16 protein-coding genes and 1 pseudogene are annotated in these 23282 nt (G+C 73.5%); 8 read left to right on the top strand and 9 right to left on the bottom strand.

What is annotated here, in order from left to right; genetic code table 11:
• Window positions 1-2: 2 nt before the first annotated feature.
• Window positions 3-1478: pseudogene (locus ACZ7N4_RS24455) on the bottom strand (protein phosphatase 2C domain-containing protein).
• Window positions 1479-1815: 337 nt separating this feature from the next.
• Between ACZ7N4_RS24455 and ACZ7N4_RS24450 the strand changes: the two are divergent.
• Window positions 1816-2805, top strand: coding sequence for a helix-turn-helix domain-containing protein (locus ACZ7N4_RS24450; RefSeq protein ID WP_471361285.1), 990 nt, complete (start codon window positions 1816-1818; stop codon window positions 2803-2805).
• Window positions 2806-2875: 70 nt separating this feature from the next.
• Here ACZ7N4_RS24450 and ACZ7N4_RS24445 read toward each other — a convergent pair whose 3' ends face one another.
• From ACZ7N4_RS24445 to ACZ7N4_RS24420, 6 genes are all read right to left on the bottom strand, one after another.
• A complete protein-coding gene (locus tag ACZ7N4_RS24445) occupies window positions 2876-4168 on the bottom strand; it encodes an SGNH/GDSL hydrolase family protein (protein ID WP_471361282.1) in 1293 nt (430 codons plus the stop codon).
• Window positions 4169-4331: 163 nt separating this feature from the next.
• On the bottom strand, window positions 4332-5729 hold the full coding sequence (locus tag ACZ7N4_RS24440) for a DNA-3-methyladenine glycosylase 2 family protein (protein WP_471361279.1): 1398 nt from the start codon (window positions 5727-5729) through the stop codon (window positions 4332-4334).
• A gap of 161 nt (window positions 5730-5890) precedes the next feature.
• Window positions 5891-6985, bottom strand: coding sequence for a ribosome small subunit-dependent GTPase A (gene rsgA / locus ACZ7N4_RS24435; RefSeq protein WP_471361277.1), 1095 nt, complete (start codon window positions 6983-6985; stop codon window positions 5891-5893).
• A 252-nt stretch (window positions 6986-7237) separates the two neighbouring features.
• Window positions 7238-8707, bottom strand: coding sequence for a cellulose binding domain-containing protein (locus tag ACZ7N4_RS24430; RefSeq protein ID WP_471361275.1), 1470 nt, complete (start codon window positions 8705-8707; stop codon window positions 7238-7240).
• Between the two features lie 210 nt (window positions 8708-8917).
• Window positions 8918-10246 (bottom strand): radical SAM protein, encoded by a 1329-nt coding sequence (locus ACZ7N4_RS24425; RefSeq protein WP_471361273.1) that lies wholly within the window; start codon window positions 10244-10246, stop codon window positions 8918-8920.
• 34 nt (window positions 10247-10280) lie between these two features.
• Entirely contained in the window at window positions 10281-11003 is a 723-nt protein-coding gene (locus ACZ7N4_RS24420; protein WP_471361271.1) for a pyridoxamine 5'-phosphate oxidase family protein, read from the bottom strand.
• Between the two features lie 172 nt (window positions 11004-11175).
• Between ACZ7N4_RS24420 and ACZ7N4_RS24415 the strand changes: the two genes are divergently transcribed.
• The 7 genes from ACZ7N4_RS24415 to ACZ7N4_RS24385 all read left to right on the top strand — a co-directional run bounded on the left by ACZ7N4_RS24415 (window position 11176) and on the right by ACZ7N4_RS24385 (window position 21976).
• Window positions 11176-12465 (top strand): FAD-binding protein, encoded by a 1290-nt coding sequence (locus ACZ7N4_RS24415; protein ID WP_471361268.1) that lies wholly within the window; start codon window positions 11176-11178, stop codon window positions 12463-12465.
• 131 nt (window positions 12466-12596) lie between these two features.
• Complete coding sequence (locus ACZ7N4_RS24410) at window positions 12597-13838, top strand: ROK family transcriptional regulator (protein ID WP_471361266.1); 1242 nt, start codon at window positions 12597-12599, stop codon at window positions 13836-13838.
• A gap of 11 nt (window positions 13839-13849) precedes the next feature.
• Window positions 13850-15712 (top strand): glycoside hydrolase, encoded by a 1863-nt coding sequence (locus ACZ7N4_RS24405; protein WP_471361264.1) that lies wholly within the window; start codon window positions 13850-13852, stop codon window positions 15710-15712.
• A gap of 269 nt (window positions 15713-15981) precedes the next feature.
• Window positions 15982-17244, top strand: a complete 1263-nt coding sequence (locus ACZ7N4_RS24400; protein ID WP_471361262.1) for an ABC transporter substrate-binding protein — start codon at window positions 15982-15984, stop codon at window positions 17242-17244.
• Between the two features lie 20 nt (window positions 17245-17264).
• Complete coding sequence (locus tag ACZ7N4_RS24395; protein ID WP_471361259.1) at window positions 17265-18230, top strand: carbohydrate ABC transporter permease; 966 nt, start codon at window positions 17265-17267, stop codon at window positions 18228-18230.
• Window positions 18227-19093, top strand: a complete 867-nt coding sequence (locus ACZ7N4_RS24390) for a carbohydrate ABC transporter permease (RefSeq protein WP_471361256.1) — start codon at window positions 18227-18229, stop codon at window positions 19091-19093. The genes ACZ7N4_RS24395 and ACZ7N4_RS24390 overlap by 4 nt, the downstream gene beginning before the upstream one ends.
• A 12-nt stretch (window positions 19094-19105) precedes the next feature.
• Entirely contained in the window at window positions 19106-21976 is a 2871-nt protein-coding gene (locus ACZ7N4_RS24385) for a glycoside hydrolase family 2 TIM barrel-domain containing protein (protein WP_471361253.1), read from the top strand.
• Here the strand turns inward: ACZ7N4_RS24385 and coaD are convergent.
• Together coaD and ACZ7N4_RS24375 are read right to left on the bottom strand one after the other, a co-directional pair.
• Window positions 21920-22453 carry a pantetheine-phosphate adenylyltransferase gene (gene coaD, locus ACZ7N4_RS24380; protein ID WP_471361251.1) on the bottom strand — a complete coding sequence of 178 codons (534 nt, stop codon included), beginning with the start codon at window positions 22451-22453 and terminating at the stop codon, window positions 21920-21922. The two genes, ACZ7N4_RS24385 and coaD, sit on opposite strands and share 57 nt — an antisense overlap.
• Before the next feature lie 66 nt (window positions 22454-22519).
• Window positions 22520-23074, bottom strand: coding sequence for a DUF6817 domain-containing protein (locus ACZ7N4_RS24375; protein WP_471361249.1), 555 nt, complete (start codon window positions 23072-23074; stop codon window positions 22520-22522).
• Window positions 23075-23282 lie beyond the last annotated feature (208 nt).

Here is a 23282-nt window from a genome sequence, read left to right as displayed (position 1 = left end):
GATCACGCCTCCCACACGGCCGCCGCCGTGCGGTCGTCGGCGTAGCCCTTCACCCGTACCTGGGCGTCGGCGAGGAAGGCGGCGAGGCCCGGCGGGGTGCGGCCGGACCAGCGGCGGGCCAGGTAGGCGCAGAGGGCGGGCTCGCCGCGCAGCGGCTCGGCGAGGCCCGCCGTGCACATCACCAGGGCGTCACCCGGGCGGGCTACCGAGGCCCGGAACCGGAACGGTCCGCGCGGTGGCTCCGGGTCCGGTCCGGCGGGCTCGAACGGGCTCGGCGGGGTCGGGATGCCGAGGTCCATCGTCAGCCGGTCGCCCTCGGGGGTCCGCTCGGGCGGCGAGCCGAAGCCGACGACGGGGGCGCCGGTGCCGCCCTCGGACTGCACGCTCGGCTCGATGTCCTGCCAGGTGCCGCCCCGCAGCCGGAACAGCCCGCCGTCGCCGACGCCGAAGAACACGCGGGTACGGCAGTCCGACCCGGCCGGCAGCAGCAGGCAGCGCAGGCTCGCCGTGTACTCCTCCGGCTTCAGGCCCTGTTCGGCGGCGCTCGCGCGGAGCTTGCCGAGGGCGCGGTCGGTGAGCCGGTGCAGGCCGGACTTGAGGTCGCCGCGCCGGGCCGCGCGGAGGTCCTCGACGAGCCGCTGGTGGCTGCGGCCCACGGCCCGCCCGATCCACCGGCACGCCTCGGCCGCCGCCAGGTGCGCGCCGGGCGTGGCCCGCGCGCCGGTCGCCATCGCGACCAGGACCAGCGCCTGCTCCCCCGCCCCGAAGCGCGCGGTGAGCAGCGCGTCCCGGCGCGGCTCGCCCCGGTAGCGGGGCGAGTCCCCGCGCAGCGAGACGGCCCGCAGGGTGCAGGTCCCGTACCGGGCGCCGTCCAGCACGGTGTCCGCGACCAGCTCACCGAGCGCGTCCGGGTCGGCGGGCGGCAGCGCGGTGGGTTCGGGGTCGTAGGTGGGAGGACCCGAGCCGACGTAGTCGACGGAGTCGGCGGCGCCGATGGGGTCGGCGTAGTCGACGGAGCCGGTGGCGCCGACGGGGTCGACGGAGTCGGCGATGGGGTCGGCGTAGTCGACGGAGTCGGTGGAGTCGGCGATGGGGTCGGCGTAGTCGACGGAGTCGGTGGAGTCGACGGAGTCGGTGGAGTCGGCGATGGGGCCGGGGGCCGCCGGGGACACCGGGGGTGCCGGGGACGGCGGTGGGTCGGGGGCGGTGCGCTGCGGGGGCACCTCGGCTCTCGCGGGCTCCGGTGCGGAAGGCGCCGACGGCACGGGCGGGGCCGGTTCCGCCGGGGCGCGTTCCACGGCCGGGCCCGGTGGCGGGGTGTCCGGGGGCCGCCCCGCCACCGTGCTCCGCGCCGAGGCGAACCGGTCGTCCAGGGAATCGGGCGCTGCCGTGCCGCCCGTGTCCTGGGTGGAGTCGTCGTACAACTGCCCCCACCAGTCGTCCTCGCGACGGGCGGGTCTTCCCCCCTGCTGGCTCATGCCTCTGATTGTCCACCGCACGGGCCGTCTGAAAACGGGGCATCGGGAAAATCCCGGCACTTCGGCCGCACCGAAGGGCGTGTCGGGTGAGGGGGCGAACTGCCGTACGAGAAAAGGATGGTGGCCGCCGGGCGGCCCCACCCCCCACGGGAGGACCGCCCGGCGACGTCCGAAGTGACCGGGCGGTGAACCGGGTTCACGGCCGCCCCTCGGTGCTGCCACCTTGGCAGAGTCCCCACCCCTGCGACGATGGTGTCCGGCGGCGGGTTTGCGCCGTGGCCGGTTTCCGCCAGGGTGCTCCGCTTCGGTGGTGTGGGCAGGGGAGGGATGTGAGCCGATGCTGACGGCGATAGGGCTGGACGAGACGCACGAGGCGGCGTACCGGGCGCTGGTGTCCGTGGGCGCGGCCGACGTGGCCGATCTGGCGCGGCGGCTGACGCTGGCCGAGCAGGACACCGAGCGGGCGCTGCGCCGGCTGGAGCGGCAGGGTCTCGCGGCCCGGTCCTCGGCGCGGCCGGGCCGCTGGGTCGCGGCGCCGCCCGGGGTGGCGCTGGGCGCGCTGCTCACCCGGCAGCGGCACGAGCTGGAGCAGGCGGAGCTGGCGGCGGCCCTGCTGGCGCAGGAGTACCGGGCGGCGGCGGCCGAACCGGCGGTGCACGACCTGGTGGAGGTGGTGACCGGCGCCTCGGCGGTCGCCCAGCGCTTCCTCCAGCTCCAGCTGGGCGCGGCCGACGAGGTGTGCGCGCTGGTCACCGGCAACCCGGTGGTCGTGTCCGGCATGGAGAACGACGCGGAGGAGCAGGCGGCCGGGCGCGGGGTGCGCTACCGGGTGGTGGTGGAGCGCTCGGTGCTGGACCTGCCGCACGGGCTGACGGAGCTGACGGCGGCGCTGGGCCGGGACGAGCGGGTCCGGGTGGTGGACCGGGTGCCGACCAAGCTGGTGGTGGCCGACCGCTCGCTCGCGATGGTGCCGCTGACCTCGCGGACCGCCGAGCCCGCGGCGGTGGTGGTGCACGCCAGCGGGCTGCTGGAGCTGCTCGCCGGGCTGTTCGAGTCGGTGTGGCGGGAGGCGCTGCCGCTGCGCCTCGGTGCCTCGGGGGTGACCGAGGACCAGCCGGACGGCCCCGACGCCGCCGATCTGGAGGTGCTGTCCCTCCTGCTGGCCGGGATGACCGACGCGAGCGTGGCCAAACAGCTCGGCCTGGGCCTGCGGACGGTGCAGCGCCGGGTGCGGCGGCTGATGGAACTGGCCGGGGTGACGACCCGGCTCCAGCTGGGCTGGCACGCCCGGGAACGGGGCTGGGTGAGCCGGGAGGACCCCCGCTGAGCCGAGCGTCCTCGGCACCGCGGCCGCCGTCCGTCCACGCGGTCGCGGTCCGCGAGGGCCGCACCGGGCCTCATGGCCGGGAGCCGTGCGGCGCGGTCGCCGCGGCGGGGCGGGCGCGGTGGGGCGCGGGGCGCGGCGCGGTCGGGGGTGCGGACGGGCGGCTCCAGGTGCCGCCGGAGCCGTGTGCGGTCAGGGCGCGGTGGACCGTGTCGGCCACGACGGCCATGCCGGCGTCGTTGAAGTGCAGGTGGTCGCCGGGGTCGTAGACGGGCAGGATGCGCCCGGGATCGGCCGGGTCCCGCAGGACGGCGTCCGCGTCGGCGACCGCGTCGAAGACACCGCCGGTGCGGATGAAGGCGTTCACCCGCTGCCGTACCTCCTCGCCGGCCTCGGTCCAGGCCGGGTAACCGCGGTACGGGGTGAGGGTGACGCCGACGACCCGGATGCCGCGGGCGTGGGCCCGGGCCACCAGGGTGCGGTAGGCGGCCGCGAAGGCGGCGGGGTCGTCGGCCGCGGGGACGCCCTTGATGTCGTTGATGCCCTCCAGGACGACCAGGGACCGCACCCCCGCCCGGTCCAGGGCGTCGGCGTCCAGGCGGGCGAGGGCGCTCGGTCCGGTGCCGTCGCGCAGCAGCCGGTTGCCGGCGATGCCCGCGTTGAGGACGCCGGTCCGCCGGCCGGACATCCGCTGGGCGAGCCGGTCGGGCCAGCGCCGGTTGGTGTCGGGGGTGGAGCCGTTGCCGTCGGTGAGCGAGTCCCCGAACGCGACGACGCTGCCGGCGGCGGGCCCGCGGACGTCGACACCGGTGACGTAGTACCAGCGGCTGGTGGTGTCCGTGTACGCGGTGCCGGTCTCGTCGGCGGCCCGGCCGGCGCCGGGGCGGGCCAGGTAGCTGGTCTGGAGGGCGGTGCGGTGGTAGGTGGCGGGCCCGGAGTCCTCCGGCGTGTACACGGTGACGAGCAGGTCGGCCGCGTCCGGGACGGACAGCGGCACCGGATCGGTGACCGTGTCGGCGCCCGGCGGGACGGTCGTCTCCGGGGCGCCGTGGAAGGTGGCGGTGCGCAGGCTGCCGGGGACGGCGTCGGGGCCGGCGGCGCGGCGCAGGGCGACGGTGACCGCGCCGAGCCGCAGCGGCCTGGTGCCGAGCCGGTTGCTGAGCCGGACGCGGACGGCGGTGCCGCCGGTGCTGAGGTGGACGACGTTGCGGACGGCGGCGTCCGGCAGCGCGGCGGCGGTGCCGGAGGGCGCGGTCTCCCAACTTCCGGTCCAGGGCGGCGGGGACGGCTCGGCGACGGCCGGTGCGGTGAGTCCCGGCAGCAGTGCCGGGAGGAGGACCGCGAGGACCCGAACGAACCTGGCCATGTCTGCCCGCCCTTCCCCGAGGCCGGCCCGGGGACTTCCCCGTGGCCCTCGGAGGCGACCGTGCCACATGGCCGGGCCGTGCCGACGGAGGACCGGGGGCGGTCCACCCGCTCGGCGCAACGCCGCGAACGGCCGCGCGGCGGCCCGGAGAAGGGGCGGGCGGTCAGCGGACCGGTTCGCCCGCCACGCGCAGGTGCTGGACGGCGTAGGACCGCCAGGGCCGCCAGCCGTCGGGGAGGCCGGCGCCGGGCGGGGCGACGTCGGGGTCGCCGAGGGCGCGGACGCGGAGGGTGGCGACGGTGGCCGGGTCCATGCCGGGCAGGGCGAGCAGGGCCTCCTCGGCGTCGTGCCGGTCGGCGCCCGGGTCCAGTCGTACGACGCCGTCGGCGAGGGCGGCGGCGAGCGCGCCCACCGGGCCGCGGGGCTCGGCCTCGGCGAGGACGGCGGGCTCCGGGAAGAGGTGGGTGAGGCCGCCGTGGGGCGCGTCGAGCAGCTTGCCGTACCGGCGCACCAGTTCCTCGGCGCCGTGGCTGCCGGTCAGGGCGCGTACGGCGGGTTCCAGCGGGTCCACGGCACCGGGCGAGCGCAGTCCGGGCCGGGCGGCGACCAGCGGGGCGAGCCGGGGGTCGGCGCCCAGCCGCTCGTCGACCGCGTACGGGTCGGCGTCCAGGTCGAACAGCCGGCGCAGCCGCTGCACGGCGGTGGTGAGGTCCCGGGGGTCGGTGAGGTGCAGCCGGGCGTCGAGCCAGCCGCCGGGGTGGGTGCCGGTGCCGGCCCGGGGTCTGCGGGTGCGTTCCTGGACGGCGGCGAGGGCGGTGCCGTAGGGCAGGCGCAGGGTGCGCCGGTAGGTGCGGGCGCCCGGGGCGCCGGTCACCTCCTCGACGCCGGGTACGGCCTCGCGCGCGAGCTGGTCGAAGACGGCGGCGGCCTGGTAGGGGCCGCGGTGGGCGAGCCGGAGCGGGATGGCGGTGCCGGGGGCGGCCCGGCGGGCGGAGCGGCCTCCGGGGGCGGCGGCCCGCAGCTCGGTCGGTGTCGCGGCGTACACCTCCTTGATGGTGTCGTTGAACTGCCGCACGCTGGCGAACCCGGAGGCGAACGCGATCTCGGTGACCGGCAGTTCGGTGGTCTGCAGCAGGACGCGGGCGGTGTGGGCCCGCTGGGCCCGGGCGAGGGCGACGGGCCCGGCGCCCAGTTCGGCGGTGAGCTGCCGCTGGACCTGCCGGGCGCTGTAGCCGAGCCGCGTGGCGAGCCCGGCGACGCCCTCGCGGTCCACGACGCCGTCGGCGATCAGCCGCATGGCCCGGCCGACGACGTCCGCGCGGACGTTCCACTCCGCGGAGCCCGGCACGGCGTCCGGCCGGCACCGCCGGCAGGCCCGGAAGCCGGAGCCCTGCGCCGCGGCGGCCGTCGCGAAGAAGCGCACGTTGCAGCGCTTCGGGGTGACCGCCGGGCAGCTGGGCCGGCAGTAGATGCCGGTGGTCCGGACGGCGAAGAAGAACACGCCGTCGAACCGCCCGTCCCGGCTCCGCACCGCTTCGTACCTGCTGTCCTCGTCCTTCACACGTTCCAGTGTGGGGCGGGTGCCGGGGGCGGGCCAGCGGAAATCGGACGCGGAGGTGACGGGCGGCGGCCGGGAGGGCCGGCCGTCCGGCGTGTGACGGCGAGGACCGAGGCGGGCGCCCGGGGCGGTGGCCCCCGGACGCCCGCCCCGGCACGGGGCGCCTACGCCCGGCGCCCCCGCTTCGCCTCCATCATCGCCTTGCCCAGCGCCCCCATCCGCTTCCAGTCCTTCTTGATCTCCGCGCGCATCCGCGCGTCGGTCTTGGCCACGATCCACCGGTTCTCGCGCATCAGCTTCCGGTAGCTCTCCAGTCGCCGCGGGGGAAGCTCCCCGCTCTCCACGGCGGCCCGCACCGCGCACCCCGGTTCCGTCTCGTGCGCGCAGTCGTGGAACCGGCACCCCTCGGCCAGTTCCTCGATCTCGGAGAACACCTGCCCGACACCGGCCTCGGCGTCGAAGAGGCCGACGCCCCGCAGCCCGGGGGTGTCGATGAGGACCCCGCCGGAGGGCAGGGCGAGCAGGTTGCGGGTGGTCGTGGTGTGCCGGCCCTTGCCGTCGACGTCGCGGGTCGCCCGCACGTCCATGACGTCGGCGCCGGTGAGCGCGTTGGCGAGGGTGGACTTGCCCGCGCCGGACTGGCCGAGCAGCACGCTCGTACCGGAGCCGACGAGGGCCACGAGCACGTCGAGCCCTTCGCCGTGCAGGGCGCTGACGGTGAGCACGGGCACGCCGGGGGCGCTGGTCTCCACGTCCTGCACGAGGTGGGCGAGCGTGACCGGGTCCGGCACGAGGTCGGCTTTGGTGAGGGCGACGACGGGCTGGGCGCCGGACTCCCAGGCGAGGGCGAGGAAGCGTTCGATGCGGCCCAGGTCGAGTTCCAGGGCGAGGGACACGGCGACCACGGCGTGGTCGACGTTGGCGGCGAGGATCTGCCCCTCGGACCGCTTGGAGGAGGTGGAACGGACGAAGGCGGTGCGGCGCGGCAGGTAGGCGCGGGCGTACCGCGGGTCGCCGCCGGGGTCGACGGCGACCCAGTCCCCCGTGCACACGACCTTCATCGGGTCGCGGGGCACGACGAACTCGGTGTCGGCGCGGACGGTCCCGTCCGCGGTGACGATGTCGCACTGGCCGCGGTCGACCCGGACGACCCGGCCGGGCAGCAGGCCGTCGGCGGCGAACGGGGCGAACGCGTCGGCCCAGGCCTCGTCCCAGCCGTAGGGAGCGAGTGCGGGGAACACAGCAGAGGTGGAAGTCAAGGGAGACCCTTCACAAGGGTGGCCCCGGTCGGGCGCGTGGGTGCGCCGGCGCGTTCGGTGCGCGCGGTGGGTTCAGCCGGTGGCCACGGAGGTGGACTTGAGGAGTTCCTGGATGCGGGCAGCGCCCGGCACAGTGACAGCCATCGGTCGACACCTCCTCGTCCTCGCTCGCGCCTGCGCACACCACCTCGGTGTGCCTGGCAACTGTAGCCCGCGGACGGGCTGGTGGGTCAAAGGGTTTTCCGGCGGGTCTCAGCCGACCGTGCAGGGCTCCCCGTTGAGGGCGAAGGCGCGCGGGGTGCGGTTGGTGTCCGTCCAGGTGCCGAGGAAGCCGAAGGAGAGGGTGCCGTGCGCGGCGACCGTCCTGTTGTAGTCGGCGGCGGTGGCGGTGACGCGGGAGCCGTCCTGCCGGACGGTGGCGTCCCACATCTGGCCGACCTGCTGGCCGTCGCGGAAGGTCCAGGACAGCCGCCAGTCGCCGAGGGCCCTTTCGGTGGTGACGGAGACGGTGGCCTGGAAGCCGTCGGGCCACTGGCTGTCCAGCTCGTAGGCGACCCGGCAGCCGGCCGGCGGGGCGGTGGCGGGCGCGCCGGCGGGGCCGGAGCGGTGGGTGGCGGAGGAGGTGCCCTGGGGCTCGGGGTCGGGTTTCTTCCGGCGGGGGGTGTCCCGCGGGGCGGTCGGGGAACGGGGCGCGGAGGACGAGTGGGTGGGGCGGGGTGCCGGGCCGGACGGTTCCGGGTCGGCGACCGGCTGCCGGTCGTCCTGGGCGGCGGCGGTGTCGTCGCCGGAGCCGCCGAACGGCATCATCGACACGCCGAGCGCCAGTGCCGACAGCAGGACCGCGGCGACGGCGAGGCCGCCGCGCAGCACGCGGCTGCGGCCCGTGCCCTCGTCGGGGTCGCCTGGGTCGGCGGTGCCGGGGCGGCCGCCGCCGAGGCGGACCTCGGTGGCGCGGCGGCGCCGCTCCAGGTAGGCCAGTCCGCCCCAGCCGACCACTCCGCCGGCCAGCGCGGCGGGCAGTCCGCCGCCGTGCAGGCGCAGGCAGGCGGCGGCCTCGGCGCACCGCACGCAGGTGGCGAGGTGCCGGGAGAGGTCGCCCGGGGTGTCGGCGACGGCCGAGCGGGTGACCGCGTCCAGCAGGCGGGCGTAGCTGCGGCACTGCGCGTCCATCGGGGAGTCCAGGTGGGCGCGGTGGCAGCGGTCCCGGAACAGGGTGCGGACCTGGTCGAGTTCGTCGGCGACGGTGGCCGGTTCCAGACCGAGCCGGCGGGCCACGGTGGGCAGCGGGAGCGCCTCGACCTCGGCCAGCCAGAGCAGCGCGGCATCCGCCTCCTGCATGTCCCGCAGTCCGCGCAGGGCGATGGGGCGCCCGAGCGGCGGCCCCGAGAAGCGCGCGGCGGCCTCGGAGTTGAGCCAGAGCCGCAGGTCGGGGTCGAGCCGGTGGCCCTGTCCGCCGGCCTCCCAGGCGGCGGCGGTGGTGCGTACGGCGGTGAGCAGCGCCGGGATCGTCGGCAGCCGTGCGGCACGCCGGCCGGCGCCGCGCACGGGGGTGCGCGCGGCGGCGCGGACCTCGCGCATGCCGAGCGTGAACGCCTCGGTCGCCAGTTGCTGGGCCGTCAGGGACCCGGAGGTGCACAGGTCCGCGTACGAGAGCACCGCGTCCCAGCCCTCCGAGAACAGCGCGGCCTCGGTGTCGTCCTGGGGGGTCGGCAGGTCGGGCATGGGACTCCTGCATCCACGAGCGAGGTCAACTCACCAAAGAGGAAAGGGAGTCAAGGGGAACCTCGCGGCAGTGCACAGAGCCTTTCACGTCCTCGACACAACTGACAAGCGGCCTGTTCACATCCGGCTACCGACGGTGGCGGCGGGTGTGCGCGTCGCAACGGCCCCCCGGAACTCCGGCCTCTGGTACGGATGCGGAGGCGGTTCGGCTCACGCGGGTACGGATTCGTCGGCGGGCAGGCTGTCCATGAAGGAGCTGACGGAGAACACCGCGCGGCCGGGGCCGGGAGGGCCGTAGCCGGGCGGGGAGGACAGGCCGAAGTCGTCCATGGTCTGCCGGTAGGCCTGCAGCAGCCGGATGTGGTACTCCAGCGGGGCGCCCTGCGGGTTGGCCTTGCCGAGCGGGGTGGTGGGCTCCGGGCACCAGGTGGTGAAGCGGGGCGTGATGCCGTGCGACATGAAGAAGCGCAGGCCCTCGGTGGTGGAGTCGATGGCCTCGTCGACGGTGGTGAAGCCGAACGGCTCGGCCATCTCCACGCCGGCGACGAAGTTCGGGATCACGTTGCGCGCGCCGAACACCTCGGCGGAGTCCAGGATCCGGCGGTGCCACTCGTCCCGGCCGACGTAGCGCTCCTTGCCGGGGCAGTACAGCTCGAACAGCCGGCGGTCCCACACCTCGAAGTTGGGGTGGTAGATCTGCACGCCGTAGTCCTTGAACCGCTGCACGTCCGCCTTGGGCAGCGCCTGCGCGACGACCTTGCCGATCCAGCGGCCCGGGAAGCGCTCCTCGATGGCCTTGGCGTAGTGGCCGTAGAAGTCGGCCTCGTCCCGGCCCGCCACCTTCGACGTGATCGCGCCGCCGGTGAGGGTGTAGGCGGTGGACGTCTTCTGGGTGTCGTAGCGGTCGATGATCTCCAGCGCCTCCAGGACCTCCTCCACGTCCTTGACGCCGGTGTACGGCCGGCCGGCCGCCTTGTGCTGGCGCCAGTTGTGGTTGATGTCGCAGTACTGGCACTCCTCCTTGGCGCCGAAGTACTGGCAGACCCGGAAGACGGTGAGGTAGATCAGGTAGCCCCACTGGATGGTCGGCGCGACCTCCATCACGGACTTCCCGTTGGACAGGGTGTGCCGGTAGTACTCGGGCATCGGCGGCACCCCGACGTCGGCGATGCGCCGGCCGTCGAGGTAGAGCCCGAGCAGTCCCTCCTCGTCGGCGGCGACCCGGTACGGCGAGGCGGGGTTCACCCGTACGGAGACGACCGTACGCCGCAGGTCGTACGGGCCGCCGGTCAGGATGATCTCCTCCGGGGGCCGGCGCAGCGCGGCCTCGCCCAGTTCGGGCAGGGTGCCGTGGTCGAAGGAGAAGATGAAGTACGACTTCGGCTTGACGTCCCCGGCCGCCTCGTTGGCGGTGTCGCTCAGGGCGGATTCGTCGAAGGCGACACCGCCCCGGAGCAGGTCCTCCTTGAAGACGGCCTCCCGCGGCACGTGCGGGAACCGCTCCATCAGATCCTCGACCAGCGCGGTACGGCTGCCCATCCGTCTGTCTCCTCCCGGTTCAGGCGTACGGATCTCACCGTATGCCTCCCTCTCGGGCTCCTCCCTGCCGGGTCCCCGCCCGGCGCGCGATGTGTTCCGGTACGGCGGTCCCTGGCGGCAGGGCCGGGTCGGGTACGGGGGCGCCCCAGGCCTGGGTCAGCGGGAGCACGCCCGCCCACAGGCCGAGGGCCGCGTCGGGGCCGTCGCCGTCGTCGGGGGCGCCGGTGCGGATCTTGACGGAGGCCTCCTCCAGGGAGAGGGCGAGGAGGGTGGTGGCGGCGAGTTCCCTGCGGTTCGGGCGGCGGGCGTAGGACCACTGCCCGGGCGTCACGTGCTCGGTGAGCCGGCGCAGCCCCTCCAGCTTCTCGTCGGGGTCGGTGACCTTGTGCGCGTCGCCGTGGATCACGGCGCTCCGGTAGTTGACGCCGTGCTCGAACACGGACCGCGCGAGCACGAGCCCGTCGACGTGCGTGACGGTCACGCAGACCGGGAGGCCGCCGGCGAGGCTGCGGCCGGCCACGGAGCCGTGGACGTACAGCCACCGCTCGTCCCGCCCGTACACGGTCGGCACGACCAGCGGCCGCCCGTCGACCACCACGCCCAGGTGGCAGACGAACCCGGCGTCCAGGATCGCGTCGAGATCGGCCCGCTCCAGGCTGCCCTGCTCCCGCAGCCGGCGGTGACGGGTGCGGTCGGTCTCGGGGAGGCGGGCAGGGAGGGGGGCGGTGAGGGGGTCGCGGGGAGAGTCGGAGGTCATGGAGGTGAAGCTATCGAAAAAGACAGAAAGCAGCCAGATTTTTTGCGAATTCCAGGAGTCTGAGCGCGCTGCATCAACGAAATCCGTTGCCACCGTCGTCCGTGCCGGACACGGCATGGCGCGCCGGATGAGAGGGTCGGGGGATACGCAACTCTCCTGGAGGGACGCACGGATGACCGAGACGGCGGGCACGGGGACCCGGAGCGGCGCGGACGCGCCCACGAACTGGGCGGGCACCGTCACGTACGCGGCGCGGGAGTTCCACCGTCCGCGTACGCCGGAGGAGCTGGCGGCGCTGGTGCGGGACAGCATGCGGGTGCGGGTGCTGGGCAGCGGGCACTCCTTCAACCGGATCGCCGATCCGGGCCCGGACGGCGTCCTGATCTCCACCGCCCGGCTGCCCCGGACCATCGACGTGGACGCGGCGGCGCGCACGGTCCGGGTCGCGGGCGGGGTCCGCTACGCCGAGCTGGCCCGCGAGGTCCACGCGCAGGGGCTCGCCCTGCCGAACATGGCCTCGCTGCCGCACATCTCGGTGGCCGGTTCGGTGGCGACGGGCACGCACGGCTCGGGTGTGCACAACGGCCCCCTGGCCTCGGCGGTCCGGGAGCTGGAGATGGTCGTCGCGGCCGGCGATCGCGGGACGATCGGCCGGGACGACCCGCGGTTCGACGGCTTCGTGACCTCCCTCGGCGCGCTGGGCGTCGTCACCGCGCTCACCCTCGACCTGGAGCCGGCGTACGAGGTGGAGCAGCGCGTCTACACCGAACTTCCCCTGGAAGGCCTGGACTTCGAGGCCGTGGCGGCCGCCGGGTACAGCGTGAGCCTGTTCACGGACTGGCGGCGGCCGGGCTTCCGGCAGGTGTGGGTCAAGCGGCGCACGGACCGGCCGGCGGTGGACTTCCCGTGGGCGGCGCCCGCACCCGGCCCGCTGCACCCGGTGCCGGGCATGCCCGCGCGGAACTGCACCGGGCAGCTCGGCGTGCCGGGGCCGTGGCACGAGCGGTTGCCGCACTTCCGGGCGGAGTTCACGCCGAGCAGCGGGGAGGAGATCCAGTCGGAGTACCTGCTGCCGCGGTCGGCGGCCCTCGACGCGCTGCACGCCGTCGACGGCGTCCGGGAGGCGGTCGCCGGGGTGCTGCAGACCTGCGAGGTGCGGACGGTCGCCGCCGACACGCAGTGGATGAGCCCGGCCCACGGACGGGACTCGGTCGCGCTGCACTTCACCTGGATACGGGACGAGGCGGCCGTGCTCCCGGTGGTGCGCCGGCTGGAGGAGGTGCTGGCGCCGTTCGAGCCGCGCCCGCACTGGGGGAAGGTCTTCGGGGTCCCCGCGACCGTGCTCCGCGGGCGGTACCCGCGGTTCGACGACTTCGCGGCCCTGGTCCGCCACACGGACCCGTCCGGCACGTTCGCCAACGCCTTCGTGCGGGACCTCCTCGGCCTGCCCGGCCACCGGTAGCCGCGGGCTTCCTCCAGCCCCTTTCCTAACCCCTTGTCGAAAGTCCCTCCCAGCCCATAGCCTGACGCCCGCGCCGGTGCCGAAGCCGCCCCGGCCTGGACGGGTCCGGACGGGACGGGAGGGGCAGCCGCGTGAAGCGCACATCGCGTGACATCCGCACCGCGAACCGCTACGAGGTGCTGCGCCAGATCATCGCCGAGTCTCCCACCTCCCGGCAGGAGCTGGCCGCGGCCACCGGGCTGAGCCTCGCCACGGTGGCCACGCTCGTCGGCGAGCTGCTCGACCTCCGCATGATCACCGAGGTCGGTTTCGAGGACTCGGCCGGGGGCCGTCCCCGGGGGCTGGTCGCCGTCAACGCGTCGGGGGGCGCGCTGATCGGCGTGGACATCGCCGAGACGTACGTCCACGTCGAGCTGTTCGACCTGGCGCTGAACGTGCTGGCCCGGGCCGACGAGGACATGCGGCCCGGGGAGAGCCGGCCCGAGCAGGTGGTCGGGCACGTCGCCGCCGCGGTCGGCTCGGTGGTCGCCCAGGCCGGCGTCGAGGCGGCCCGGGTGCTCGGCGTCGGCGTGAGCGTGCCCGGCCAGGTGGACCGGGACACCGGGATCGCCGAGTACGCGCCCAACTGGGACTGGCACGACGTGCCGTTGCTCGACCTGCTCGCCGAACACATCGCCTACCCCCTCCACCTGGACAACCCGCTGCGCGCCTGCGCCGTGGCCGAACTGTGGTTCGGGGCGGCGCGGGGCCGCGGGGACGCCGTGGTGGTCAACCTCGGCACCGGCGTCGGCGCCGGCCTGGCCCTCGGCGGCGGGCTGCACCGGGGGGTGAGCAACAGCGCCGGCGAGTGGGGGCACACCACGCTCGTCCTGGACGGCCGGCTGTGCCACTGCGGCAACCACGGCTGTGTCGAGACGTACGTCGGCGCGCCCGGCATCATGCAGAACCTGCGCGAACTCAGCCCGCGCTCCGCCCTGTTGCACCCTGAGGACCAGACCGCCACCATCGAAGCGCTGGCCGGCGCGGTCGCCGAGGACGACCCGGTGGCGCTCAAGGTCGTCCGGGACACCGCCCGCTACCTCGGCGCCGGCATCGCCGACCTGGTCAATCTCCTCAACCCCGAGGTGGTCGTGCTGAGCAGCTGGGTGGCCGCCCGGCTCGGCGAGCCGCTGCTCGACGAGGTCCGCCAGGCGGTCTCCCGGCACGCCCTGCGCCGGCCGCTGGCCGCCACCGAGATCGTCCTCTCCCCGATCCCCACCGATCCGGTGTCCCTCGGCGCGGCCACGTTCGCGCTGGAGGGGGCGCTGCAGTCCGTCGGGCAGAGGGCAGTGAAACGCACCCACGCAAGGAGCCGTACCGCACCGCCTTCATGACGACGGAAGGGATGCACGTGTCTCACCCCCGCACCTCCCTCTCCCCCTTCAGGAGATCCCTCCTGCTGACCGCCTCGGCCGCGCTGGCCGTCACGGGAGCCCTGCTCGCCTCCCCGCCCGCGGGCGCCGCCGACACCCCGGCCGCCGCCGAGGTCTCCCCGCACGCCGCGCAGACCATCGACAACATCGGTGCCTCCGGCGCCTGGTGGGTCAACGACCTGAAGAACTTCGACCCGGCGGTCCGGGCCCGGGTGGCCGGGCTGCTGTTCTCCGAGGACGGCCTGGCCCTCAGCTCGTACCGCTACAACATCGGCGGTGGCGGCACCGGGGTGACGTACGCGCCGCGCGCCCCCGAGGACTTCCTGGCCCCGGACGGCGGTCACGACTGGAGCAGGGACGAGGCCGGCCGCTCCTTCCTGTACGCCGCCGCCCGGTACGGCGTGAAGGACCTGATCGGTTTCGTCAACAGCGCGCCCGCCGCGTGGAAGACCAACGGCAAGAGCTGCGGCGGTCACCTGAAGGCGGAGAACGAGGGGGACTTCGCGGCCTACATAGCCGACGTCACCGACCACTTCGCGCGGCAGGGCGTCCGCCTGGACTACATCAGCCCGTTCAACGAGCCGACGAACAGCTTCGACTCGTGCGGCCAGGAGGGCATGCTGGTCGACGTCCCGCAGCGTGACGACATCGTGCGCGCGCTCGGCGCCGAGCAGCGGGCCCGGCACCAGAAGACGACGATCATCGCGGACGAGTCGACCAGCACGGTGAGGTTCAACTCCGAGGTCCCGCAGTGGATCTCGCAGCCGGGCACCGCGCGGTACGTCGCCAAGCTGGCCCATCACACGTACGACAACCCGGGTGACGCGGACCGCGCGCGGGTGTACGAGACGTCGAAGGCGGCCGGCAAGGAGTCCTGGTCGACGGAGATCTGCTGCTTCGGCAAGGGCGGTACCGGCTGGGCGCAGGAGTACGACCCGACGATCGACGGCGGCCTGAACCTGTCCCGGATCATCCACGAGGACTTCGCGACCGCCCACGACTCGGCGTTCCAGTGGTGGGTGGCGCTGTCGGAGATGTCCGGCAGCGACCCCGGCGCGCGGAACGACGAGGGCTGGAACGACGGGCTGATCTACTACGACCCGGATTACGCGAAGAACGGCAACCAGACCCTGTACTTCACCAAGCGCTATTACACGCTCGGCCAGTACAGCAAGTTCGTGCGGCCGGGCGCGGCCCTGCACGACGTGACCGGGGTGCCGGACGGCGTGGAGGTCTCGGCGTACGCCCGGAAGGGCACCTGGGTCGTGGTGGTCAACAACCACAACGCGTCCGGCACCGCGCTGAAGCTGCACTTCAACAGCGACTCACCGGTGCGGGCCCGGCAGGCCGTGCGGACTTCCGCCGACGAGAACTGGGCGGAGGTCGCGAAGCCGTCGGTGGCCGCCGGCACCCTGTCCGCGACGCTCGCGGCCCGGTCGGTGACGACGTACGTCCTGGACCGGAAGGGCCACGGCAGTACGGCCCTGAGCGGTGCCCTGGTGGGCGGTCGGTCGGGCAAGTGCCTGACGGCCGACGCCACGGGGGCCGCCATCGCCGCCTGCACGGGCGGGGCCGGGCAGACGTGGTCGTACGACGCCCGGGGCACCCTGAAGGGCGCCGGCGGCTATCTGACGGCGGCGAATCCGGGCCTCACGGCCTCGGCCTCGTACACGGGGGACGCCACCCAGCGGTGGCTGCTGAACGGCAACGGGCAGATCGTGAACGAGGCCTCGGGCCGGTGCCTGGACGTCAGCGGACAGGCGACGGCCGACGGCAGCAAGGTCATCCTCCACAGCTGCACCGGCGGCGCCAACGAGGCCTGGACCAGGCACTAGCGCGACCGCTCCCCCGCACCGGGGGCCGTCGGCCACTCCCCTGACCCGGCGGCCCTCATCTCGCCTTGCTTGCGGGCACGTTCGCCATGCCGAACCGCGTACAACAACTCGTGCGCACTTCGTCCGACCCCTTGCCGAAGCCTTAGCCGAAGGTTAGCGTCCCGCACCACGCCCCCGTTGCGTGCCACCCGGCCCACGTCGGCCGGGCCGCCGGGCGGGCGGGCCGCACCGTCGCATCCGACGCCACTCCACAGACAAGGACGTCAGCAATGCCGGCACAGAGCAGCACCTGGGACCGCCGATCGATGTTCCGCGCCGCCGCGGGCCTGGCCGCCGCCGGCACGCTCGCCGCGTGCGGCGGCAACAACGGCCGGGGCGGCGGATCCGGTTCGGGCGAGCAGCTCGTCCAGTACTTCCACGCCTACGGCGAGCCGGGCACCGAGCAGGCGATCAAGCGCTACGCGAAGGCCTACACCAAGGCGGACGTGACCACGCAGTGGATCACCGGCTCCAACTTCGAGAGCAAGCTCTTCGCCTCGCTTCTGACCGGCCAGGCACCGGACCTGTTCGAGTTCCACCCGCAGATCCAGCTGGTCAGGAGCGGGCAGGTGGCGGACCTGACCGACATCGTCAAGCCGGTCGAGGACGACTTCAACCAGGCCGACATCCGGTCGCACACCGTCGACGGCAAGATCTACGGCGTCCGGATGATCGACGACCCGCAGTTCTTCTTCTACCGCAGGTCGCTGCTGGAGAAGGCGGGCGTCGAGCCGCCGCGGACGCTCGACGAGCTGATCGAGGCCGCCGCCCGGCTGACCACGAGCAAGGTCAAGGGCCTGTTCCTCGGCAACGACCTGCACGCGGTGATCAACCCGCTGATCTGGTCGGCCGGCGCCGACACCCTGAACGAGAAGAACGAGATCGCCTACCACACCGACGGGGTGGTACAGGGCCTGAAGCAGATGCGGAAGCTGTTCACCAGCGGCCACCTGCTGCTGGACGCCCCGGCCGACTTCTGGGACCCCTCCGCCCTCAACCAGGGCCTGTGCGCCATCCAGTTCTGCGGCATGTGGGCCATGCCGCAGTTCCAGCAGACCCTCGGCGACGACCTCGGCATCATGCCGTTCCCCAAGGTCGGCGACGCGGGCAGGCCGTCCGTCTACAACGGCGGCTGGTCGATGTTCGTCAACGCCAAGGGCCGGCACGTCGACGCGGCCAAGGAGTACGTGAAGTGGCTGTGGATCGAACAGAGGAAGTACCAGGAGGACTGGGCGACCTCGTACGGCTTCCACATTCCGCCCCGCACCTCCATCGCCCGGTCCGCGAGCACACTGGAGTCGGGCCTGCCGGCCGAGGGCGTGAAGCTCTTCGACCGGTACGGGCACTTCGACAACATCGGCTGGACCCAGGCGATGATCACCGCCACGGAGGACGTGTTCGCCGACTGCGTCCGCAAGGGCGGTGATCCGGAGGTCGCGCTCGACAGGTGCGACAGGACGGTCGGCGCCGAGCTGAAGAAGCTGTTCGGATAGGCCGCCGGACGGATCACGCCATGTCGACCACCACCACGCGCGGGGTCGCGGGTCCCGCCCCGGCCAAGGCGACCGGTGCCCGGCCGCGGCGGGGACTGCGCGGCAGCCGCACCTTCACCTTCTGGCTCTTCTCCGCCCCGTTCCTGACCGGACTGACCGTCTTCGTCTACGTCCCGATCGGCTGGAGCCTCTACCTCAGCTTCTTCGAGGCCCGTTTCACGGTCACCCCCAGCGATTTCGTCGGACTGGGCAACTACCGTGAGATCCTGTCCGACACCGATTTCATGGGCTCGCTCGGCACCTTCACCGTCTTCGCCGCCTTCATCGTGCCCACCACCTGGGCGCTCTCCCTGGGCCTCGCGCTGCTGGTGAACCGGCTGCGGTTCATGCGGGCGTTCTACCGGTCGGTGTTCTTCCTGCCGACCGCGTGCAGCTATGTCGCGGCCTCGCTGATCTGGAAGATGTCCGTCTTCAACGGCGTGCGCTTCGGCCTGGCGAACACGGTCCTCGGCCTGTTCGGCGTGGACGACACCGCCTGGCTCGCCAACCCGGACCCGCCCTGGTACTGGCTGGTGATCATCACCGCCCGGCTGTGGCTCCAGTCCGGCTTCTACATGATCCTCTTCCTGGCCGCGCTCCAGAACATCCCACGGGAGCTGTACGAGGCCGCCGCCATCGACGGCGCCAAGCGCGGCTGGCAGACCTTCCGGTACATCACCCTGCCGCAGCTGCGGGCCACCTCCACGGCCGTGGTCCTGCTGCTGCTCGTCGCCGCCTACCAGGCCTTCGACGAGTTCTTCAACCTGCTGTCCAAGACCACCTGGGGCCGGCCGCCGCTGGTCGAGCTGTACTACACCGCCCTCGGCCAGGACCAGAACTACGGCAAGGGCAGCGCCGGGGCCGTCGTCCTGACCGTGCTGATCTGTGTCGTCACCCTGTTCCAGGGCCGGATCATGGGCTTCGGACGGGGTGAGGAGTCCAAGTGACCACGACCGCACCCGACTCCGGCAGGCGTACCCGGCGCGGCGGGGTGATGAGCTCCACCGGCCTGTACATCGCCACCAGCGTGGCCGCGCTCCTCTTCCTCGTCCCCTTCTACCTGCTCGTCCGCAACGCCCTGTCCACCGACCCGGAGATCACCGGCGAGAACTGGAAGTTCTTCCCGACCGACATCCAGTGGGGCAACCTCACCGAGCCGTTCGAGGATCCGACGGTCGACTTCGGCCGGTCGATGTGGAACTCGCTGGTGGTCGGCGTCCTGCACACGGTCGGCACGCTGTTCGTCTGTTCGCCGGCCGGCTACGCCCTCGCCCGCATCCCCTACCGGCACGCCGACAAGGTCTTCCACGCCGTTCTGGTGACCCTGATGGTCCCGGCCGCCGTCACCTTCGTCCCCAGCTTCGTGCTGGTGTCGTCGCTCGGCTGGGTGGACAGCTACCGGGGACTCGTCGTCCCGGGGCTCTTCAGCGGTTTCACCTGCTTCCTGTTCCGGCAGTACTTCCTCGGGTTCCCGAAGGAGCTGGAGGAGGCGGCGCGCGTGGACGGGCTCGGCTACTGGGGCGCGTACTGGCGTGTCGTGGTGCCGAACTCGCTGAACTTCTTCGCCGCGATCGCCACGATCACCTTCATCAGCGGCTGGAACGCCTTCCTGTGGCCGCTCGTCATCGGCCAGGACCCGAGCGCCTGGACCGTCCAGGTCGCGTTGTCGTCGTACATGACCAACCAGACCGTCAACTACCACCTGATCTTCATGGCGACCGCCATCTCGATCCTGCCCCTGCTGTTCGTGTTCCTCTTCCTCCAGCGCTGGCTGGTGCAGGGGATCGCGCAGACCGGCATCAAGGGCTGAGCTAGGAGACCGATGTCTTTCCGTACGACCACCGCCTACGTCGAGGACGTCTCGCCGGGTTCCGGGGCGCTGCCACCCCGCGCCTGGTACGCCACCTCGGACGCCAAGTCCCTTTCCCTGAACGGCAGCTGGCGCTTCCGACTGTCGGACACGGCCGACGCCGAGGACGACTCCTTCGCGGCCGAGGGGTACGACGCCGGTGACTGGGCGGAGGTCACGGTCCCCGGTCACTGGGTGCTCCAGGGCAGCGGTTCCTTCGGATCCCCCGTCTACACCAACCACCTCTACCCGTTCCCGGTCGACCCGCCCCGGGTGCCCACCGAGAACCCGACCGGCGACCACCTGCGCGTCTTCGACCTGCCCGCCGACTGGCCGGCCGACGGCGGTGCCACCGTGCGCTTCGACGGCGTGGAGTCCTGCGCCCGGATCTGGCTGAACGGCACCGAGCTGGGCCAGTTCAAGGGCTCGCGGCTGCCGCACGAGTTCGCCGTCGGCCACCTCCTGAAGCCCGCCGGGAACGTCCTGGCCGTCCGTGTGCACCAGTGGTCGGCGGGCTCCTACCTGGAGGACCAGGACCAGTGGTGGCTGCCGGGCGTCTTCCGGGACGTCACCCTGCTGCACCGCCCGGCGGACGGCGTCCGGGACTTCTTCGTCCACGCCTCCTACGACCACAAGGCCGGCACCGGCACCCTCCGCGTCGACTCCGAGGTGCCGGGCCGGGTCACCGTCCCGGACCTCGGCGTCGACGTCGCCACCGGGGAACCGGTGACCGTCCCCGTCGAGCCGTGGACGGCGGAGACACCGAGGCTGTACGACGGCGTGCTGGCCACCGCCGGCGAGCGGGTGCCGCTGCGCATCGGCTTCCGCACGGTGGCGCTCTCGGACGGCCTGATCAAGGTGAACGGGCGCCCGGTGCTCTTCCGGGGCGTCAACCGGCACGAGTGGCACCCGGAGCGGGGCCGCGCCCTGGACCTCGCGACCATGCGCGAGGACGTGCTGCTGATGAAACGGCACAACATCAACGCGGTGCGCACCTCCCACTACCCGCCGCACCCCGCCTTCCTCGACCTGTGTGACGAGTACGGCCTGTGGGTGATCGACGAGTGCGACCTGGAGACGCACGGCTTCACCGAGCAGGGCTGGCGGGACAACCCCGTCGACGACGACCGCTGGACCCCGGCCCTGCTCGACCGGGCGGCCCGCATGGTCGAGCGGGACAAGAACCACCCGTCGGTCGTCGTCTGGTCGCTGGGCAACGAGGCCGGCACCGGCCGGGGCCTGACCGCGATGGCCGAGTGGATCCGCGGCCGCGACGCCTCCCGGCTCGTGCACTACGAGGGCGACCGCGACTGCCGGGACACGGACCTGTACTCGCGCATGTACGCCGACCACGCCGAGGTCGAGCGGATCGGCCGCGGCCTGGACGGCGGACCGCGCAGGCGCCGCGCCCTCCCCTTCATCCTCTGCGAGTACGCCCACGCCATGGGCAACGGGCCCGGCGGACTCGCCGACTACCAGCGGCTGTTCGAGGCCCACGACCGGCTCCAGGGCGGCTTCGTCTGGGAGTGGATCGACCACGGCATCGCCCACCCGGAGCTGGGTTTCGCCTACGGCGGCGACTTCGGCGAGGAACTGCACGACGGCAACTTCGTCTGCGACGGCCTGCTCTTCCCGGACCGGCGGCCCTCCCCCGGCCTGGTCGAGTACCGCAAGGTGATCGAACCGGTCGCGATCACCGGCGACGGCACGGCCGGCACGGTACGGATCACCAACAGGTACGACTTCGCGGACCTGTCGGCGCTGGCCTTCTCCTGGTCGTACGAGGTCGAGGGCGAGACGGTGGACAGCGGAGCCCTGTCGGTGCCGGCCTCGGCGCCCGGCGAGTCCGCCGAGGTCAAGCTGCCCGCCGTACCGGCCGGGGCGCCGGCCGGCGAGGCCCACTGGACGGTCCGGGCGGTGCTCGCGTCCGACACGGCCTGGGCACCGAAGGACCACGTCGTCGCCTGGGGCCAGCTGCCGGTGTCGGAGCGCCGGGTGCCGCACGTCGCCGCGACCGCCCGTCCGGCCCACGGGGACGGGGAGATCACCCTCGGTCCAGGCGTGTTCGACGCCCGTACCGGGGCGCCGCGGGCGATCGGCGGGGTGCCGGTCACGGGTCTGCGGCTGGACGTGTGGCGGGCCACGACCGACAACGACGACGGTGCCGCCTGGCAGAGCGACCTGCGCTACGGGCTGCTGTGGCGCACGCTCGGCCTGCACCGGATGCGGCACCGCCTGGACGCCGTCGAGGCGGGCGAGGACGCACTGACGGTCCGCACCCGGGTGGCGCCGGCCGCCCGGGAGCTGGGGCTGTCGACGGTGTACCGCTGGACGTCGGACGGGGACCGGCTCCGGCTGACCGTGTCCACCACCCCGGACGGCGACTGGACGGTCCCGCTGCCCCGGCTCGGCATCCGCTTCGCACTGGCCGCGGCCGACGCCGTGCGCTGGTACGGCGGCGGCCCCGGCGAGGCCTATCCGGACACCCGCTCGGCGTCCCGGATCGCCCGCCGGCAGTCGACCGTGGACGCCCTGCAGACCCCGTACGTCCGCCCCCAGGAGAACGGCGCCCGGGCCGACGTCCGCTGGGCGGAACTGGGCGGCCTGCGCATCGAGGGCGACCCGGCGTTCTTCCTCACCGCCCGCCGCTGGACCACCGAACAGCTGGACGCCGCGGCCCACCGCACCGACCTGGTGCCCGGTGACACGGTGTGGGTCAACCTGGACCACGCCCACCACGGCATCGGCTCCCAGTCCTGCGGCCCGGCCCCGCTGCCCCGGTACCGCCTACGGGCCGAACCGGCGGAGTTCTCGTTCGTCTTCTCCGCCTCCGGCACCGGCTGAACCGACGGTCCCGGCACATCCCACCGCGGTCGCCCGGCCCTCCTCCCGGCCGGCCGCGGTCGTGGGCGCCCCGGTACGCATCGTGGTGACGAGGGTGGAGGAGATGTGGGCCAGGGTGGGGTCGGCGGCGACGAAGAACGTCTCGACTCCGGCCAGCTCGTGGTTCATGCGGGCCATCGGCATTTCATGATCCAGGTCGCGGACGCCGCGCACTCCGCGGACGACGACGTCGATCCCCGCTCGACGGCAGTAGTCGACCAGCAGGCCGCCGGTGTGGGAGTCGACCGTGACGTTGCTCAAGCCCGTTGCTGCCGCGCGGAGCCGGTCCAGTCGTTCCGCGACGGGGAAGCGGCCGGTCTTGTCCGGGTTGGACATCACGCAGACGACGACGTCGTCGAACAGGTGGGCAGCGCGCCGGAGTACGTCCTGGTGCCCTTGAGTGACCGGGTCGAAGGATCCTGGGAAGAGGGCTCGCATGATCGGAGAGTAACAAGCGGCCGCCGCTCCCGATGGTGAAGCGCCAGGACGGCCGGACCACCGGGATCACGGAGTGACAAGCACCGTGCGGCACTCGAGCCAGGCCTCGGCACTCAGCAGATCCTGGAGCCGGGTGAAGAGGGCGAGCAGTCGAGGGCCCCACGTGTGGCGGAAGGCGGAATCGACGAGGGCGAGGTCGAGTTCGTTGGCCGCCGTCAGTTCGGTGAAGTCCCGGCGCGACCGGGGCGCCGGAACGTGCGAGCGGCCGGTGAACCTGTCGTGGAAGGGGGCGTCGTCCTGGTGGAGAGCCGGGTACGTCGCCTTGCGGTCGCATGAGGCGTACAGGTACACGATGGCCTCGGCCTCGGCGCCGATCACCGCCGCGAGGTCGTCGCGACGGTCCGGTGGCAGCAGTGCCGTGGGAAAGCCGTCCGTGCCGTAGAACGCGTGACACAGACCGGCGAGTCGGAGGGCCGGACGGGCCTGCCACGCCGCCAGGCGCGCCTGGACGCGCTGGAGGTGGGTGAGGAGAGTGCCGCCGGGGTGGGCGGTGTTCTCGGCGCCCAACTCACACAGCAGGGCGACGGCCCGGTCGGCCGGGGCAGGGAGAGCAGGCACCATGTCCGTGTCCCTTCGGTAACGGGTCGGTCGGCCCTCGTGCGGCGCCCTCGCCGGTCCGGACCCGTACGAAGGCACCGGACGGGTCGCCGCCCGGGCCCCGCGACGAGCTTCCGGCAGCCCCGCTGCCCCAGTCAATCCCGGCGATGGCCAGTCGTTTTCCCAACCCCCTTCAAAAGTACCGGATTTGACGTGAGCATGGCCGCATGCG

This window comes from Streptomyces sp. NPDC107654 (assembly GCF_055639035.1).
The sequence above is the reverse complement of the archived record's forward strand: the minus strand, read 5'-3'. Positions and strand labels throughout refer to the sequence as shown.

What these genes read in the sequence shown, in the direction of transcription:
- ACZ7N4_RS24450 (WP_471361285.1), top strand. Translation starts at nt 1,816, where the DNA reads ATGCTGACGGCGATAGGGCTGGACGAGACGCACGAGGCGGCGTACCGG.
- ACZ7N4_RS24395 (WP_471361259.1), top strand. Translation starts at nt 17,265, where the DNA reads ATGTCGACCACCACCACGCGCGGGGTCGCGGGTCCCGCCCCGGCCAAG.
- ACZ7N4_RS24420 (WP_471361271.1), bottom strand. Translation starts at nt 11,003, where the DNA reads ATGACCTCCGACTCTCCCCGCGACCCCCTCACCGCCCCCCTCCCTGCC.
- ACZ7N4_RS24405 (WP_471361264.1), top strand. Translation starts at nt 13,850, where the DNA reads ATGCACGTGTCTCACCCCCGCACCTCCCTCTCCCCCTTCAGGAGATCC.
- coaD (WP_471361251.1), bottom strand. Translation starts at nt 22,453, where the DNA reads ATGCGAGCCCTCTTCCCAGGATCCTTCGACCCGGTCACTCAAGGGCAC.
- ACZ7N4_RS24425 (WP_471361273.1), bottom strand. Translation starts at nt 10,246, where the DNA reads ATGGGCAGCCGTACCGCGCTGGTCGAGGATCTGATGGAGCGGTTCCCG.
- ACZ7N4_RS24400 (WP_471361262.1), top strand. Translation starts at nt 15,982, where the DNA reads ATGCCGGCACAGAGCAGCACCTGGGACCGCCGATCGATGTTCCGCGCC.
- ACZ7N4_RS24415 (WP_471361268.1), top strand. Translation starts at nt 11,176, where the DNA reads ATGACCGAGACGGCGGGCACGGGGACCCGGAGCGGCGCGGACGCGCCC.
- ACZ7N4_RS24445 (WP_471361282.1), bottom strand. Translation starts at nt 4,168, where the DNA reads ATGGCCAGGTTCGTTCGGGTCCTCGCGGTCCTCCTCCCGGCACTGCTG.
- ACZ7N4_RS24430 (WP_471361275.1), bottom strand. Translation starts at nt 8,707, where the DNA reads ATGCCCGACCTGCCGACCCCCCAGGACGACACCGAGGCCGCGCTGTTC.
- ACZ7N4_RS24385 (WP_471361253.1), top strand. Translation starts at nt 19,106, where the DNA reads ATGTCTTTCCGTACGACCACCGCCTACGTCGAGGACGTCTCGCCGGGT.
- ACZ7N4_RS24375 (WP_471361249.1), bottom strand. Translation starts at nt 23,074, where the DNA reads ATGGTGCCTGCTCTCCCTGCCCCGGCCGACCGGGCCGTCGCCCTGCTG.